General features: G+C 42.3%; 13 protein-coding genes. 5 read left to right on the top strand and 8 right to left on the bottom strand.

Annotated elements, in window-relative coordinates; all coding sequences use genetic code 11:
• Positions 1-385: 385 nt before the first annotated feature.
• Positions 386-1,333 (bottom strand): cysteine synthase A, encoded by a 948-nt coding sequence (gene cysK / locus F0475_RS09560; protein ID WP_155716447.1) that lies wholly within the window; start codon positions 1,331-1,333, stop codon positions 386-388.
• A gap of 244 nt (positions 1,334-1,577) precedes the next feature.
• On the opposite strand from cysK, the gene F0475_RS09555 reads away from it, so the two are divergent.
• Positions 1,578-2,396, top strand: a complete 819-nt coding sequence (locus tag F0475_RS09555; RefSeq protein WP_155716446.1) for an AAA family ATPase — start codon at positions 1,578-1,580, stop codon at positions 2,394-2,396.
• Positions 2,397-2,416: 20 nt separating this feature from the next.
• Positions 2,417-3,439 carry a DUF4435 domain-containing protein gene (locus tag F0475_RS09550; RefSeq protein WP_155716445.1) on the top strand — a complete coding sequence of 341 codons (1,023 nt, stop codon included), beginning with the start codon at positions 2,417-2,419 and terminating at the stop codon, positions 3,437-3,439.
• A gap of 67 nt (positions 3,440-3,506) precedes the next feature.
• Here the strand turns inward: F0475_RS09550 and F0475_RS09545 are convergent, their stop codons facing one another.
• From F0475_RS09545 to F0475_RS09515, 7 genes are all read right to left on the bottom strand, one after another.
• Positions 3,507-4,124 (bottom strand): DUF4840 domain-containing protein, encoded by a 618-nt coding sequence (locus F0475_RS09545; protein WP_155716444.1) that lies wholly within the window; start codon positions 4,122-4,124, stop codon positions 3,507-3,509.
• A 326-nt stretch (positions 4,125-4,450) separates the two neighbouring features.
• On the bottom strand, positions 4,451-5,908 hold the full coding sequence (locus F0475_RS09540; protein WP_155716443.1) for a TrkH family potassium uptake protein: 1,458 nt from the start codon (positions 5,906-5,908) through the stop codon (positions 4,451-4,453).
• A 2-nt stretch (positions 5,909-5,910) separates the two neighbouring features.
• On the bottom strand, positions 5,911-7,251 hold the full coding sequence (trkA, locus tag F0475_RS09535; protein ID WP_009435153.1) for a Trk system potassium transporter TrkA: 1,341 nt from the start codon (positions 7,249-7,251) through the stop codon (positions 5,911-5,913).
• Between the two features lie 69 nt (positions 7,252-7,320).
• On the bottom strand, positions 7,321-9,243 hold the full coding sequence (gene dxs / locus F0475_RS09530) for a 1-deoxy-D-xylulose-5-phosphate synthase (protein ID WP_155716442.1): 1,923 nt from the start codon (positions 9,241-9,243) through the stop codon (positions 7,321-7,323).
• 320 nt (positions 9,244-9,563) lie between these two features.
• Entirely contained in the window at positions 9,564-11,012 is a 1,449-nt protein-coding gene (locus F0475_RS09525) for an MATE family efflux transporter (protein ID WP_155716441.1), read from the bottom strand.
• Between the two features lie 166 nt (positions 11,013-11,178).
• Positions 11,179-11,850, bottom strand: a complete 672-nt coding sequence (locus F0475_RS09520) for an FKBP-type peptidyl-prolyl cis-trans isomerase (RefSeq protein WP_155716440.1) — start codon at positions 11,848-11,850, stop codon at positions 11,179-11,181.
• Positions 11,851-11,941: 91 nt separating this feature from the next.
• The gene (locus tag F0475_RS09515; RefSeq protein ID WP_004382276.1) at positions 11,942-13,489 is read right to left on the bottom strand and encodes a glycine--tRNA ligase; all 1,548 of its coding nucleotides are present in this window, start codon (positions 13,487-13,489) and stop codon (positions 11,942-11,944) included.
• A 569-nt stretch (positions 13,490-14,058) separates the two neighbouring features.
• Between F0475_RS09515 and F0475_RS11880 the strand changes: the two genes are divergently transcribed.
• The 3 genes from F0475_RS11880 (at position 14,059) to F0475_RS09505 (ending at position 16,295) form a co-directional block, all read left to right on the top strand.
• The gene (locus tag F0475_RS11880; RefSeq protein ID WP_234422992.1) at positions 14,059-14,262 is read left to right on the top strand and encodes a hypothetical protein; all 204 of its coding nucleotides are present in this window, start codon (positions 14,059-14,061) and stop codon (positions 14,260-14,262) included.
• Positions 14,263-14,441: 179 nt separating this feature from the next.
• Positions 14,442-14,654: a hypothetical protein gene (locus tag F0475_RS09510; RefSeq protein WP_009011843.1), complete on the top strand. Its 213-nt coding sequence runs from the start codon at positions 14,442-14,444 to the stop codon at positions 14,652-14,654.
• A gap of 33 nt (positions 14,655-14,687) precedes the next feature.
• On the top strand, positions 14,688-16,295 hold the full coding sequence (locus F0475_RS09505) for a hypothetical protein (protein ID WP_155716439.1): 1,608 nt from the start codon (positions 14,688-14,690) through the stop codon (positions 16,293-16,295).
• Positions 16,296-16,436: the final 141 nt, after the last annotated feature.

Below are 16,436 nucleotides of genomic sequence, written 5' to 3'. Positions count from 1 at the left end.
ATTTTTATATCAAGAAGAGGCTTTACTCACTTCGAAAAACACCCAACTTACACAAGGGGAAACAAGAGACAATCCTTATCATACACAGGCTATAGATTCAAGCTTATAACTCTTTGGCTGAATATAGGTTTCCTTTTAAAAGACCAAAGAAATCATTTTCCTATCATACCTGTCATCTCATTGATTACATTAGAGCATTGACTAATAAGGAATTAGTGTGAATGATAAATATAACATAAAATGAAATATAAAAGAAGATAGGGGCTTATTAGATTAATAATAAGTAGGATTTAGTTTAAATACAATATAAAGAAAGGTGGCAAAGAGTCGTTTCCTCTAAAAATAACGACCTTTCCCACCCATCTTTATAGGTATTATTTATTTCTTACAAGGGATATTCCTCAAAAGCATACAATACCGTTGAGAGATAACGCTCACCCGTATCTGGGAGTAAAGTAACGATTCGTTTACCTTTATTCTCGGGGCGTTTTGCAAGCTCACTAGCCGCAAAGACTGCTGCACCTGATGATATACCAACAAGTAAACCATCGCTTTGTGCCAACTGACGCCCTGTGAGTATCGCTTGGTCATTATCGACTTGGAAGATTTCATCAACGTACTTGCTGTTGTATGTAGAAGGTATAAAACCAGCGCCAATGCCCTGTATCTTGTGCGGACCACTTTGTCCGCCGCTTAGTACGGGGGATGTTGTTGGCTCCACAGCAACGACCTTTACATTCGGATTCTGCTCCTTCAAATACTTGCCAACACCGCTTATTGTACCACCAGTTCCTACACCGGCTACGAAGATATCTACCGTTCCGTCCATATCACGCCATATCTCTTTACCAGTTGTCGCATAGTGTTTCTGCGGATTAGCTTGGTTCTCGAACTGCTGAAGAATAATGCTTCCTGGAATCGAATCGCGCAATTCCTCCGCTGCTTTGATAGCCCCTTTCATACCCTCTTTACCGCTCGTCAACTTAACAGTAGCACCATAAGCCTTCACAAGGTTACGGCGTTCTATGCTCATTGTTTCCGGCATAGTAAGGATGAGTTTATAGCCCTTCACTGCTGCTACTAATGCCAAACCAACTCCCGTGTTACCACTCGTTGGCTCGATGATTGTGGCTCCTGGCTTCAGAAGTCCTTTATCTTCAGCATCCTCAATCATCGCTAGAGCAACACGATCTTTGACGCTTCCACCAGGGTTAAACGATTCTATCTTTGCTATGATTGGTTGCTCAAGTCCTTTCAAAGAAGAGAACTTATTTAATTCCAACAAGGGTGTATTCCCAATCAGTTCGGTGAGTTTCTTTGCAATCTTTGTCATATCCGTTACCTTTAATTATTTGTTTCATCTACCAATCAAAACACTTATCACCGCAAGTTCTAAGTGTTTTGTTTCTTTTTCACAGGTGCAAAGGTACGAAGAAACATTGGTCTTTAAAATACTAACTTTGTGTTATTTCGCATACCACAATTATGGTATTTACGTTAAAAAGAGCCTTTTCTATCGTCAAACAGATAAAAAGCACTATATTTGCGATAGTGTTATAATACTACAAGAAAGCCTTATGCAGAAATATGCCAATTATATAGAAGAGATTGAAATCGACTCCCTTTGGAGTGGAAAGAAGCACATTCGATGGACATTAGATCGGCAAGTTAATATCTTAAGTGGTATCAATGGCGTTGGAAAGAGTACCATTATAAATAAGGTGGTACGCTCTTTTTCACAAGGCGGAGAGTTCCCCAGTCATCTACTAAAGGGCGTTCGGTTGAAAGTGAACCCTTCCGATGCCAAATGGATACGCTATGATATTATCCGTTCGTTCGATCGCCCGCTGTTAAATTCGGATAGTGTTAGTAAGATGGATGGCAATCTTTCCACCGAATTAGACTGGCAGCTCTTTCAGTTGCAACGCAAGTATCTGGATTACCAAGTGAACATTGGCAACCGAATCATTGCTACTTTACAAAGCGGAACAGCTAATGCTGCGGAAGAGGCACAGCGTATCTCCCTACCCAAAAAGCGATTCCAAGATATCATAGACGACCTCTTCACCGAAACAGGAAAGACTATCATTCGCACGGAGAATGAGATTCGTTTCTCACAGATAGGCGAAACGCTCTATCCTTATCAGCTCTCAAGCGGAGAGAAACAGATATTGGTTATCCTCTTGACAGTGCTCGTTGAAGATAATAAACCATACGTTCTCTTTATGGACGAACCTGAAGTTAGCCTGCACGTAGACTGGCAGAAACGACTAATTGACCTCATTCTCGAACTGAATCCCAATGTTCAAATCATCCTAAGTACGCATAGTCCGGCTGTGATAATGAATGGTTGGATAGACCGAGTAACGGAAGTTTCGGATATTACTGACAAATAATAACAAGGGAAGGAGGCACTATGAGCAGACGACTCCGCGACAATCTATCATCGGCATACATCAATGCTGCCAATCAACTTAATGGTAAGCATGCACGCAGAAAGATTATTGCATACGTCGAGGCATACGATGATATCTTCTTTTGGAGGACGGTGTTAAGTGGCTTCGAAAGCAATGATCGCTTCTTTGAAGTTATGCTTCCGTCACGCTTGAACCTAACGAAAGGGAAGAAGTCGGTGCTTATGAACCTTATTTCAAATCAAATGGGAGAGAACATGATAGCGTGCGTTGATGCGGATTATGACTATCTTTTACAAGGCGAAACAGCTACTTCTACACAAGTCATCACTAACCCTTACGTCTTTCATACCTATGCTTATGCCATTGAAAACCTACAGTGTTACGCCCAAAGTCTGCATGATGTGAGTGTAGCTGTAGCCCTTAACGACCACGCCATATTTGACTTTGAATCCTTCCTAAGCCAATATAGCGAGATTATCTATCCTCTCTTTGTTTGGAATATATGGACTTATAGACACCAAAAGTACCGCCAATTCACTATAACCGACTTCAATAGAGTTATCGAAATAGGGCGCTTTTCTATCTATAATGCTGCTGAATCCTTACAAAGACTGCATTATAAGGTACAAAGGAAGATACGCCAATTACAAAAAGAGTACCCTTATGCAAAGGAGGATTACCTACAACTAAAGAGAGAGCTAAGCACACTTGGCGTTACACCTACTACCACCTATTTATATATACAAGGGCATCATCTCTTCGACAATGTTGTTGTTCCCATCCTTAAACGTGTCTGCGACCAACTCATCAGAGAGCGAGAAGAGGAGATAAATCGCAATGCGGTGCATGATACGCAGCGTCGGAATGAGTTATCAAGTTATAGTCATAGCATAGAAGCTATCGTTTCCATGTTGAGAAGGAACGTAGGTTACAGAAATGCAGAACCTTTCAGAAAACTGCAAGAAGATGTTAGATTGTTCTTAGAAAGACAATCTACACAAGAAGAAATAACCAACAATTAAGGCGGTTGTATCACCTATGAAACAACCGCCTTACACTTATCTAATACCTAAAAGATACTTCTCTGTATCAGTTTGTATGTAAGATATAAATGTTACCAGCACGATAAACATCATCTTTCAGTACTTTATCAACATAGATACCATTCTCTATCAAGCGAATACCCATACGCTTTGTCGAAGGATCAAACTTACCTATTGTCGACTCATTCCATATAAATCTCACCCCTATCTGATGGCTTGCTCCATCATAAGTAAGGTTTCCTAAATCAGCAAGGAGTGGTACAATGTAAAAGCCCGTAGCTGATGGTCGTGCTTGTCGAATACTTATCTTAAAGTTTAAGTCTTGTGCAGGTAAGGCCTCAATAGCCTGCTTTAAGCTCACATTCGTAACACTCTTAGCAAGGAACTTAGTAGGGAAATGCTTTATAAGTAGGGTTGTATCTGATGTTATCTCCCAGTTAGAAGCGATTGAATCATCCTTCTTCCAGCCACCATATTGTTCATCAAAAGCATAGCAAATGAGCTTTCCTTGATAGTTACCTTTCATAACATTAAAGGCTGCATCTATCTCTGCCTGTGTTGGAAGTTGGCGTCTCACACTATCTTCCCCATCGCCAAGACAAGATGTTAAAGACACTGCCGTAAGGAGCACAAATAGTAACAGTAATAGTTTATTCTTCTTCATTGTATTACGTTTTAATTAGTTTTTTCATATCAAAAATACCGCTGACAAATTTACACATTCATTATCGATTACAGCACAAAATACTGTTAAATTAAATGCAAAAGATGATTTCCTTTTCCTACAAAAAGCCTCAACTGTACACGAAATAAACATGAGTAGCAATAGACACACGTAAGTTCTGAAAACAAAGAGAGCCTCTCTTCTTATCAAAGAGAGGCTTTCTTCGTATCTAAGAAACGCCTTCTTGAAATGGAAAAGGGCGTTTCCTGATTAGTTCCCGTTAGGAGGTTCTCCTCTTAAAAGAGGCTAAGAGGAGGATAAAAGCACTAATTCTTCTTCCAAAAAGCAGGTGTGAAGAGGACGAGAACAGTGAATAACTCCAGTCGACCAACAAGCATTAAGAACGAACAAATCCACTTTGCAAAGTCGGGAAGTTGCGCCCATGACATCGTAGGACCAATCTCCATACCTAGCGTCGGACCGACATTTCCAAGACAACTTAACGTGATGGTGATAGCGTTAGTATTGTCAATTCCTAAGGCAATCATCGTGAATGCACAGAAAAGAGTTAGGATGAGATAGAGCCCAACAAAGCCTAGTAAGGTTACACGTTTCGATTGCGAGATATTGACACCATCGATCTTCATGGGTAGAACAGCATTCGGATGGAGGATCTGACGGAACTCATTTCGAACTACTTTAAGCAACATCACACCTCGAATACTCTTCAGTCCGCCACTCGTCGAACCTGAACATCCACCGAAGAACATACACGCTGCGAGTACAACCCACGTCACATGAGGCCACTTACCAGCGTCATCACTAAAGAGACCAGTCGTTGTGATGAACGAAACAACTTGGAAGATGGCACTGCGGAAAGCGTGTTCTATCTCGTAGTGATTACGCCAAACGAGTTCGAAAGTGATGAAGATTGTAAAGGAAAGAACCATGATAGTATAGAAACGAAACTCACTATTCTTAAAGAGTTTCTTAATATCCATCCCTATAACTGATGCATATAATAAGGTGAAGTTTACGCCTGAAAGGAAACAAAACAATGCACTGACATATTCCTCCGCAGGCGAGTGGAAGGTCATAATTGAGCCACTCTCCGTAGCGAAACCACCTGTTGCTGTACTCGTCATAGAATAGTTGAAGGCATCAAACCAGCCCATTCCACAAACCTTATAACTAAGGATGCAGGCGACAGTTAACACTAAATAGACCATCCAAATCCACTTAGCACTGGTGCTGATACGCGGATGTAACTTACTCTTAATAGGTCCTGTTGCCTCTGCAGCAAACACCTTTACCGACCCACCCACTAGAGAAGGAAGGATGGCAACAGTAAAGAACACGATACCTAAACCACCTATCCATTGTGTCAACGAACGCCAGAAGAGCAGTCCTTTTGGTAGTTTCTCGGGGAAGTCGAGGATAGTTGCTCCAGTGGTTGTGAAGCCTGATATAGCCTCAAAGAAAGCGTCAGTAAAACTAGGAATATAGCCACTAATCATGGAAGGAAGTGTACCATAGAGGGTGAAAAGTATCCATGATATGGTCACAACAAAGTAAGCATCGCGACGTCCTAATAGGTTATCTGCATTGCGCCCAAGGATTCGGAAGATGAATCCAGAGCCTACTGTGATTAAGATACTCCACACAAATGGTAGTATATCATCGCCCTGATACCATATAGAAACAAAGAGGCAACACAGCAACAACACTCCCTCTATCCACAAGAGAGAGCCCAGAATCTTGGATATAAGTTTCAGATTCAACATAATCACATAAATAGTTTCTCTACCTTCTTCATATCTACATTGTAACAGAAGACCACTACTGAGTCACCAGCTTCAATCTGCGTGTTACCCGAAACGAGCATTCCTTCTCCATTCCTAACCAATCCGCCGATGGTAACTCCACGTGGTAAGTTGAGTTCGCGGACTACTTTTCGTGTGATCTTAGCGTCTGGGCTGGGTACAAACTCGGCCACATCGGCATTAACAGACATAAGGAATCGGATGTTCTCAACGTTTGCATCCAACATCATCTGGTATATATGACTGGCAGCAACAGCCTTTTTATTGATGATAGTACCAATATCTAGGCTTTCAGCAGTGCCCACATAATCAAAGTTCTCGACGGCTGCTACAGTCTTGCGAACGCCCATTCGCTTTGCTGTTAGACAAGCAAGAATATTCGTTTCAGCGTTCGATGTCAATGAAACAAAGGCTTGTGTGTTACGGATACCCTCCTCTTGCAGCAATCCAATATCACGTCCGTCACCATTGATAACGAGCGTGTCTTCATCCAAGATATTGTTTAACTCTTCGCAACGCGTTGGGTCTTGCTCTATGATCTTGGCGTGCATATACTCTGGCAACATCCTCACTGCACGTGCAGCCGTCTTACCTCCTCCCATGAAGATAACGTTTTGCACGTCAACATAATGTTCCTTTCCCACTATCTTGCGCACGTATGGTATATATTGCTTAGTGGTCATGAAGTAGGCAAGGTCATATAGTTGTAAGGTATCATTACCACCTGGTATAATCGTCTCATCGTTGTGCTTGATAGCAACTACATGGTAAGGATCATCCGGACCACTAATCTCCTTCAATGGACGATCAAGTATTTCACAACTCTCCCGTAGCTTAATACCTAACATGACCAACGCTCCATCATGCACATCCCAACGCTGACGTACCCATGACATCTTCAATCCATTGATGATGTCTTTAGCGGCTAGAAGCTCTGGATAAATTATGCTGCTCACTCCCATCTGATGGAAGAGTTCTTGATTAGAAGGCTCTACATACTCTGGATTATCTACACGAGCAACGGTCTTCTTAGTCCCTAATTGATGTGCAAGAACGCATGCCGCAATATTCTTCGACTCGTCTGGTGTAACCGCAATAAACAAGTCGGCATCCTCTGCCCCAGCCTCTTTAAGATTCTTGATACTGGTTGTTGAGCCTTCCATTGTTAGTAGATCAGCCTCGTTACTAATCTTCTCTAGGTTCTCCGAGCACTCATCCATGAGCACAATGTCTTGCTTGTTACGTGAGAGGAGTCTAGCTAGGTAAGAGCCAATAGTATATGCTCCTGATATGATAATCTTCATGTTTTCTGCTTTAACTTGTCTGTCTTTGTAAGTCTTTTAACCACTTTCTCTGATACAGATAAGGGTTCACTACGATTCAACTGAGGTCAGTTGTTTCTTTATTCCATCAATATCTATACCGCAAAGAGCACGCAACTGTTCAACTGTTCCCTGCTCTACAAAGTGGTCGGGCATACCCATTCGGGTTATATGAGGTGTATATCCATGATCGCTCATCCACTCTGTTACAGCAGTACCTAAGCCTCCGTCACGCACCCCATCTTCGATAGTTATAATGCGAGAGAAGCGTTCGGCAACCTCCTGGAGAATGGTCTCATCCAATGGTTTCAAGAATCTCATATCATAATGGGCAATACTAGGACAATGCTCTTGAGTCGATGGTGAGTTGGCTGACTCGATGATGTTTATAGCCTTCTCTACGTCATTTCCAATCGGACCAATGCTCAACACGGCTACATCCCAACCATCGTGCAGACGCCTACCCGTACCTACTTTTATTTCAGTCAACGGACATTCCCAGTCCGTAAGCACACCTTTTCCTCGTGGATAACGTATCACAAAAGAGCCTTTACCTGGTAGTTGGGCTGTGTACATCAGCCTTCTTAACTCGTGTTCATCCATTGGTGAGGAAATAGTTAGGTTGGGGATAGGGCGCAAGAAAGCCATATCAAAGGCTCCATGATGCGTCGCACCATCCTCACCCACTAGTCCGGCTCTATCCAAACAGAGCACAACTGGCAGATTGAGAATTGCCATATCGTGGATAATACTATCGTAAGCTCGTTGAGAGAAAGCACTATAAATATTGCAAAAAGGTTGTAACCCATCCTTCGCCATACCAGATGAGAAGGTTACAGCATGCGCCTCGGCAATACCTACATCGAATGTTCTTTCGGGCATATCCTTCATCATGATGTTCATCGAACAACCTGTTGGCATGGCTGGCGTAACGCCTACAATGCGTGGATTCTTGCGTGCTAACTCTAAGAGAGTATTACCGAATACGTCTTGAAACTTAGGTGGTTCGTTATGCGACTCATGTATGATTCGCTTGCCAGTCTTTGGGTCGAACTTACCCGGAGCATGCCATACTACAGCACTCTTCTCGGCTGGTTCGTATCCTTTACCCTTCTTCGTATGTAAGTGAAGGAGCTTAGGTCCCTTCATATCCTTCAGTTGTCTTAGGATGCGAACAAGCTCTCCTACATCATTACCATCAAATGGTCCGAAGTACCGAATATTCATCCCTTCGAATATATTCTGTTGATGTGCAAGAGCCGATTTAAGGGCATTGTTCAATCGAAGTAAGCCTTTTCTCCGATCCTCATTCAATAGTCCTTTGGCATGTAACCACTGCGATGCTTTGAAGCGAAGACGGTTATAAGTCTCGTTGGTATCTAGGTTTAATAGGTATTGCTCCATACCTCCTACAGCCCTATCAATCGACATGTCGTTATCGTTGAGGATAATCAATAGGTCATTAGGTTGGCTTGAAACATTATTCAAACCCTCGTAGGCTAGACCGCCACTCATCGCTCCGTCACCTATAATTGCTACAACATGTCGATGCTGCTTAGTCAGTTTCGAGGCTACCGCCATACCCAAAGCTGCAGATATAGAGTTGGATGCGTGCCCACAAGTGAATGTATCATATTCACTCTCATAAGGCGACGGGAAAGGCATTAACCCACCTAATTTACGGTTATTGCAGAAGTTTTCACGCCTGCCAGTCAGTATCTTATGCCCATAAGCCTGATGCCCAACGTCCCAAACTATGCGGTCTTCTGGAGTATTAAAGACATAGTGACAAGCCACAGTTATCTCTGTTGCACCAAGGCTAGAAGCCAAGTGTCCAGGGTTAACAGCTACTTCTTCTATGATGTCTTCACGCAGTTGTTGACATAACTTAGGCAACTGCTCTAAGCTAAGTTTACGTAAGTCTGCGGGTGACTGTATCGTCTTTAAAAGGTCGAATCTATTATCGTTTAACATTATATAATAATGTGAATAGCGTTGCAAAGATACGCTAAATAGCCTAAAAAGCCAAATAAATTAGATGTAAACTAGTGGTTGACTGAAACTATAAGAGGATTAATTTACACGTCATTAGCCCCATGTTTAAGTTGTTAAAAACACTATTTCCCCCTCTTTTCATTCGATGAGAAGCTGATAGCGAAACATCATCTTCATTTGAAGAGGGCGTTTCCTTGATACAAGGAAAGCCTTTCTTCCATTCAAAGAGGGCGTCTTCTTGATTCAAAGAGGGCGTCTCTTCGTTTTGAGAAGAATATTGGATAAACCATAATAACGTACTAACGACTTAATGTACTAACCGTTTTCGCTTTTCCACGAAGGTGCATAAAGAGATAGAGCAAGAATAGGATTCCACGGAAAGAAAGCTCAACAGCCATTGCAAACCATACGCCTTTCAATCCGTACTCACTGGCTAGCGCATAGGCAAGAGTCAATCGGACGAGCCACATACAACCCAAGTTTATGAAGGAGGGTTTCAATGTGTCTCCTGCTCCTACGCACACGCTATAGGCGACGATGGCTGCAGCAAAGAAAGGTTCGGCGAACGCTTCAATACGAAGAACAGATGTTCCCAGGGCTTGTATATCGGCAACTGGCGATAATAAACCTATCATTTCGGGAGCGAAAATATACATGATTACACCCATGAATGCCATCACGAGCATTCCTAAGAATATGGTCATCCATGCAAAACTACGATGCAGATCACGCCTGCCTGCCCCTACGCTCTGTCCAACGAGAGTGGTTGCAGCCTCACTAATACCATAGCCTGGCATATAACAAAGACTTTCGGCTGTGATTGCAAACGAATGGGCGGCTATCGAGACATTACCCAACGGAGCGACAATCATCGTTGATACGAGTTGAGCACCATTCATCAATAGGTATTGTAAAGCCATAGGACTACCTATCTTCATCGCATTCCAAATGTATTGCCAACGCCACACAAAGCGTTCAACATCCAACTTCCACGCAAGGATTGGACTACGGAATATGGCATAATAAGCCAATGGTAATGCAACAGCAATAAATGCTAAGAGACTTCCGAAGGCTGCTCCTGCAACGCCAGCACCCCATCCTGGCACTGTTACTTGTAGCCCAAGTAGGGTGATGTCATGCGTTGGGAAGATGAAGAAGTAATTGAAGATTACATCCAAGACACACATCAGTATCGCCATTAAACTGGGGCGTCGCATATCGCCAGAAACCTTCAGCATGGAGGCTGACATTACCTCCAGAAGGTGGAAAGGAATGATGAAAGAGAAGATAAGAAAGTAAGTAGACGCATCGTGCTGAATATCCTTTCCGCCCCTTAACCATATAGGGAGATAGGGTGCAATGAGTACTGTAACAAGCAGAAAACATAATGCAAAACAGAGTCCAAAGGCATATCCGTGACGCATTACAGAGCGTGCTTTTGAGAAGTCTTTAGCACCTATGAAGTGGGCTGCCTGTACAGAGAATCCCATCGTAACAGCACCTATTAAAGAAAAGAAAAGCCATGTTGCGGGTTCTACAAGACCGATTGCCGCTGCTGGTTCTGCACCCAATGAGCCAACCATTCCAGCGTCAATATAGAACATCAAGACGGTTGTTATCTGTGCAAGAATAGATGGAATACTCAACTGAATGATAAGATTAAACTTCTCACTCGTCGTCATCTCTTCTCCTTCTCGAATCTTTGAAAGGAGGACATCGGCTATGTTTTTACTAAAGGAGATACGCAATGGGATACGAATTAATCAATAATTTGAAGTAGAAAGACATAGGGACATGCGCCTCATAAGCCTCTTTGTCACGCATGAAAAGAAGTACTTATGATGACGTGTGTCCCTACTTACAAGTACAAGGTTCGGCTATTCAACCGATAAAAGACAGTTAGTTGTCCTACGCTTATTTATCTTTTAGATTCTTCTCAACATGTGCAAAGTCTACTAATCGCACATCGAATATAAGCGTAGAATAGGCTGGAATCGTACCACCACCTGCCTTTACGGCACCATAACCCAACTGATAAGGGATGTAAATAACCCAATGGTCGCCTCTATGCATCTGCTGTAAGGCTGTGGCGAAACCGTCTACCACACCTCTTACTTCAAAGTGTGTTGGACGAGAGGTAAGCGCATTGAAGGTGTTAGACGACCATGATTTGTCGAAGATCAAACCAGCTGTATAGGTTGTTGATGGTATCAAACGCCCCATATAGTGAACCGATGCATAATCGGTGAGAAGAGGGCTTTTTGTCTCCGAGCCAGACTCTAATACATGTACAATAATATGATTCTCTGGCTTATAGCTCAGCTGCGCATTACCAACAGCATGTTGCCCGTCTAAGGTGTAATTTTTGATTATCTTCCAAGAAGTATCACCTCCCTTTATCTTCTGTTCAGTAGTTGTATAGAGCTTATTCCAATAGTTCTCGTTCGTAGCCTTCCAGTTGGCAAACTCTTCAACATCGTCTTTATCCTCGGAACAAGACACAATGCTCATTGAAGTAAGCAGCAATCCGCCTAAGCAAAGCATACTTATAACATGGCGAAAGAATGTTTTTATCGTTTTAGTCATAGCCTTTTTATATCAAAAAAGGTTAGTAGCACTTACTGAAACATCCATTGATAAGATGTTAAACAAGTAAGTTCTACTAACCTATCTCTTATTAATCAATATCAATCTTCTTCAATAGAGAAGTGATTGAAACACGGTCTTCTATTATCTCACGGAGCTTCTCAACAGGCACACGTTCCTGCTTCATTGAGTCACGATAACGCAGAGTAACGGTGTTATCATTCAATGTATCACCATCGACAGTCACGCAGAATGGAGTACCAATAGCGTCTTGGCGACGATAACGCTTACCTATTGAGTCCTTCGCCTCCATGTGTGTATTGAAGTGGAACTTCAGTTGGTTAACAATCTCTTGAGCTTTCTCTGGAAGCCCATCTTTGTTTACCAATGGTAGAACAGCACACTTAACTGGTGCTAAAGGCTCGGGGAGTTTCAATACAATACGGCTTGATCCATTTTCCAATGGTTCCTCTGTATAACTATGACACATCACTGATAAGAACATACGATCTACTCCGATAGATGTCTCAACATCGTAAGGAACATAGTTCTCATTGCGCTCTGGATCGAAATACTTTATCTGTCTTCCCGAGAACTTCTCGTGTTGTGAAAGGTCAAAGTTGGTACGTGAGTGGATACCTTCAACCTCCTTGAAGCCGAATGGCATACGGAATTCAATGTCCGTAGCCGCATTGGCATAGTGAGCTAACTTCTCGTGATCATGGAAACGATAGTTATCGTCGCCCATACCTAAAGCCTCATGCCATGCCAAACGGTGCTTCTTCCAATACTCAAACCACTTCATCTCTGTTCCAGGTTGGCAGAAGAACTGCATCTCCATCTGCTCAAATTCACGCATACGGAACACGAATTGACGTGCTACGATCTCATTACGAAAGGCCTTACCTATCTGACAGATACCGAAAGGAAGCTTCATACGACCCGTCTTCTGGACGTTGAGGAAGTTTACAAAGATACCCTGTGCGGTCTCTGGACGTAGGTAGATTTTATTGGTTGCATCGGCAGATGCGCCCATTTCTGTTGAGAACATAAGGTTGAACTGACGCACATCTGTCCAGTTCTTTGTACCACTGATTGGATCAACAATACCCTCATCAAGGATGATTTGCTTCAATGCTTCGAGGTCTGGACCTTGCATTGCTTCGGTGTAACGAGCGTGCAATTCGTCACGTTTCTTTTGATGTTCTAAGACGCGAGGATTGGTTTCGCGGAACTTAACTTCATCAAAGTCTGCACCGAACTTCTTCGCTGCCTTTGCTACTTCCTTATCAATCTTCTCTTCGTATTTAGCTATCTGATCCTCTATAAGGTTATCTGCACGATAACGCTTCTTAGAGTCTCGGTTATCAATCAAAGGGTCGTTGAAGGCATCAACGTGACCACTTGCTTTCCATACAGTTGGGTGCATAAAGATAGAAGCATCAATACCAACAATATTGCTGTGAAGCAATACCATTGATTGCCACCAGTACTGTTTTATATTGTTCTTAAGCTCAACACCATTCTGACCATAGTCATATACAGCTGCTAAACCATCATAGATATCACTACTGGGGAATACAAAACCATACTCTTTACAGTGACTTACTATCTTCTTAAAAACGTCCTCTTGTGCCATAATTATCTTTTTATTCCTTATAAATTTGTCGCAAAGTTACATCTTTTTAGTCGAATAAGTTCATTAATAGCGTGAAACTTTATAAATCAAGACAAGAGTACAGATTACATTACACAGACAAAGAGACATATATCTAAAGACAAAGTAACGATAATATGTTTTGTAGACACAATGACAGAGAGACATATTCTTTTAATGACATATTTTTAAAGGCAAAGAAACGATAATATATTTTGTAGACACAATGACAGAGAGACATATTCTTTTAATGACATATTAAGACAGAAAACAGGGGAACATAAGATGATAGTAACATATTATATGTGGAAGGGAAACCAAATCCGTCAACGACGGATGATATGTCATTAAAAGAATATGTCTTTCTGTCATTGTGTCTTAGAATCATTTGTCTGTTACTAAATCCATTTGTTCCTCTGTTACTCTGTCTTTAAAGCTTTACTCTGTCTCTTTCTAGAGAAATTAAGTCGAATCTGTCTTTTTTTCTTTGGTTTCCTTTGCTGTTTTAATATCTTTTATTACTTTTGCAGCCGAAAGAAATAAACCCAATAATGATTCAAGCATTAAATATTCAAGCCACAACGAACAACGCCTTATATAATAAAGGTGTTGCTTATTGTGTATCTGCATTTGAATCATTGAATACGGAGAGAAAAATAAACGAGAAAAAGATAGCAAATTATTTGGTAGTTCCAAATAATTGTATACTCTCTCTCTCTCTCTCTCTCTCTCTCTCTCTCTCTCTCTCTCTCTAGTAGAGCAGACGTAAATTACACATTTTTTTCTTCTCGCGTACGCGCGCGCGAAGCGTGCCGTAACCCCTGTAAACAAAGGACTTCTAGAAGTTTCCTTTGTTCTTTTTTTGTATCCGTACCTAAACCGAAATATAGAAAAATTAAGAACGAAATAACAACTATTTTTAATCAATAAAACAATGGAGAAAAAGAAACAAAAGAAGAATTATTCTGCACCTAATTGCGTAATAGTTCAGGTAAACGAAACCACTAATTTAATGGCGGGGTCTCCTTTTAATGGTCAGCATAACCCAGCAACACCTGGAGGAACCATCAGCAGTGCTAAGCAAGCACCAGCATGGCAGGGGGCTGACAATGAGAACGAAGACGATTTTTCCGCTTGGGAAGACTAAAAGAGAGTTATTAACAAAGAGAACTAAGTAAAAATGAAGAAAACAATGAAACGACATTCAATCATCACACGACTAGCGTCTTTGGCTGTCGTGTGTGGTTTAACATTAGCCTTTGCCTCTTGTGCGAATGATGATTTAGCACAGAACGGCAAGACCTCCACTGACGATAAAGGCTTAACCGCATTCAGCACTGGCGAACCTGCAACACGTACAACCATGGAGGCAGATGGTACATTTTATTGGGAAGCAGGCGATAAGATTTGGGTAAAGGATGATAGTGGCAATTGGAAGCAAAGTAGCAACTCGCCAACGGACAAGACCGCCTCTTTCAAGTTCTTAATGCCTGGTAAATACACCGCCAAATCTTCATACGAAGTTTATTATCCAGGTAAGAATGGTAATCAAGACCAAGTAACCATCTCTGCGAATCAAACACAGACAGAGCCTAACACCACTGCTCACTTTGGTGCATCAGGTGATTGCGGTATAGCTAAGGCAACACGCAATGCTACAAGCCACGAGTTCGAGTTCGCACTCGACCACAAGGCTGCTTACCTTGTTTTTAAGCCTTATACAAGCAATGATGTACTAAAGTATTGCTACCTTACGAAAATAGAAGTGACATCAGATAATGACATCACAGATACCTACACCCTTGACCCAACGGCTGAAACAAATACAGGTGCATTGACCGGTACAGGTTCAGGAAATAAGATAGAACTTACAACAAAAGGCGACTATGGTAGTACATACCAGAATGGTTTCCCATTGTCAAACACTTCTGCCAGCCTAACAACCAATGGTGCTTACATGGTTATCAAGCCTGGCACACACACTTTACGAATCCGTTACTGGGTAAAAGATGTTGCAACACAGGTAGAGGGAACAATTACTAAGATCATTCCTTCTCATACCTTTGCAAAGAATGAATATGTCAACATGGAAGCAGACCTACAAATAAAGAATTACGACGGCGACCATTATTACATGTGGGATGCTGAAAAGCAGTTTTGGGAAGGGTTCGAATGGACAAAGAACTTGCCTGGAAACACAGGTCAGCCAACACGAAACACCAACGAATCCCCAAATTACCCTCAGAGTAACAGTGCTCGTTGGTACAACGAGAATTATCCAGGTTATGGCGTAAGTAACCCTGCTACCCACACTTCATGTAAAGATCTTCCAAACGCAAACGAGATGTCTTGGTATTGCATGTACGGCGATCCTCGTTGGGACAAAGACGAGTTATGGACTACTATGGGTCATTTATATAAAGGTGGCATGTGGTTTAAGAAGAAGTCTGTACTACTAGCAGAGGGTAATTACAATACCGAGAAATCTGCTGACGGTACAACTGACTTACGTACCACATACAAGTACTATAGCAACATCAATAGTAGCATCAACAATTCAGGTCTCCCTTCCGCAGCCGATGCAGGTAATTACTTCTACCTGCCCGCCTTGGGTTGGTACGGCAACTATGGTCAGCTGACCCGCGTTGGCAGCTACAGCCGCTATTGGTCGTCGAGTGCTTTCCCATTGTACAGAAACGAAGCGTACTACATATACTTCGGCAGTGGGCACGTCGACGTGGGCAGAGACTATCGCCACAACGGGTACAGGGCAGAGGCTTTTCAGTAGTCCTCACGATTGTCCCTTTACAGGTGTCGCCCTCTAAAAGGCGACACCTAAAGAACCGCCGTAAGACCCAACCCCGGCTCGAAGGAGTGGGAGTGCCTAACGGACAGAGCTTCTGCTGAATGCGTATTCCGTTGCTGCGCT

The sequence above is a fragment of the Prevotella vespertina genome (assembly GCF_009728485.1).
Classification (GTDB): domain Bacteria; phylum Bacteroidota; class Bacteroidia; order Bacteroidales; family Bacteroidaceae; genus Prevotella; species Prevotella vespertina.
The sequence above is the reverse complement of the archived record's forward strand: the minus strand, read 5'-3'. Positions and strand labels throughout refer to the sequence as shown.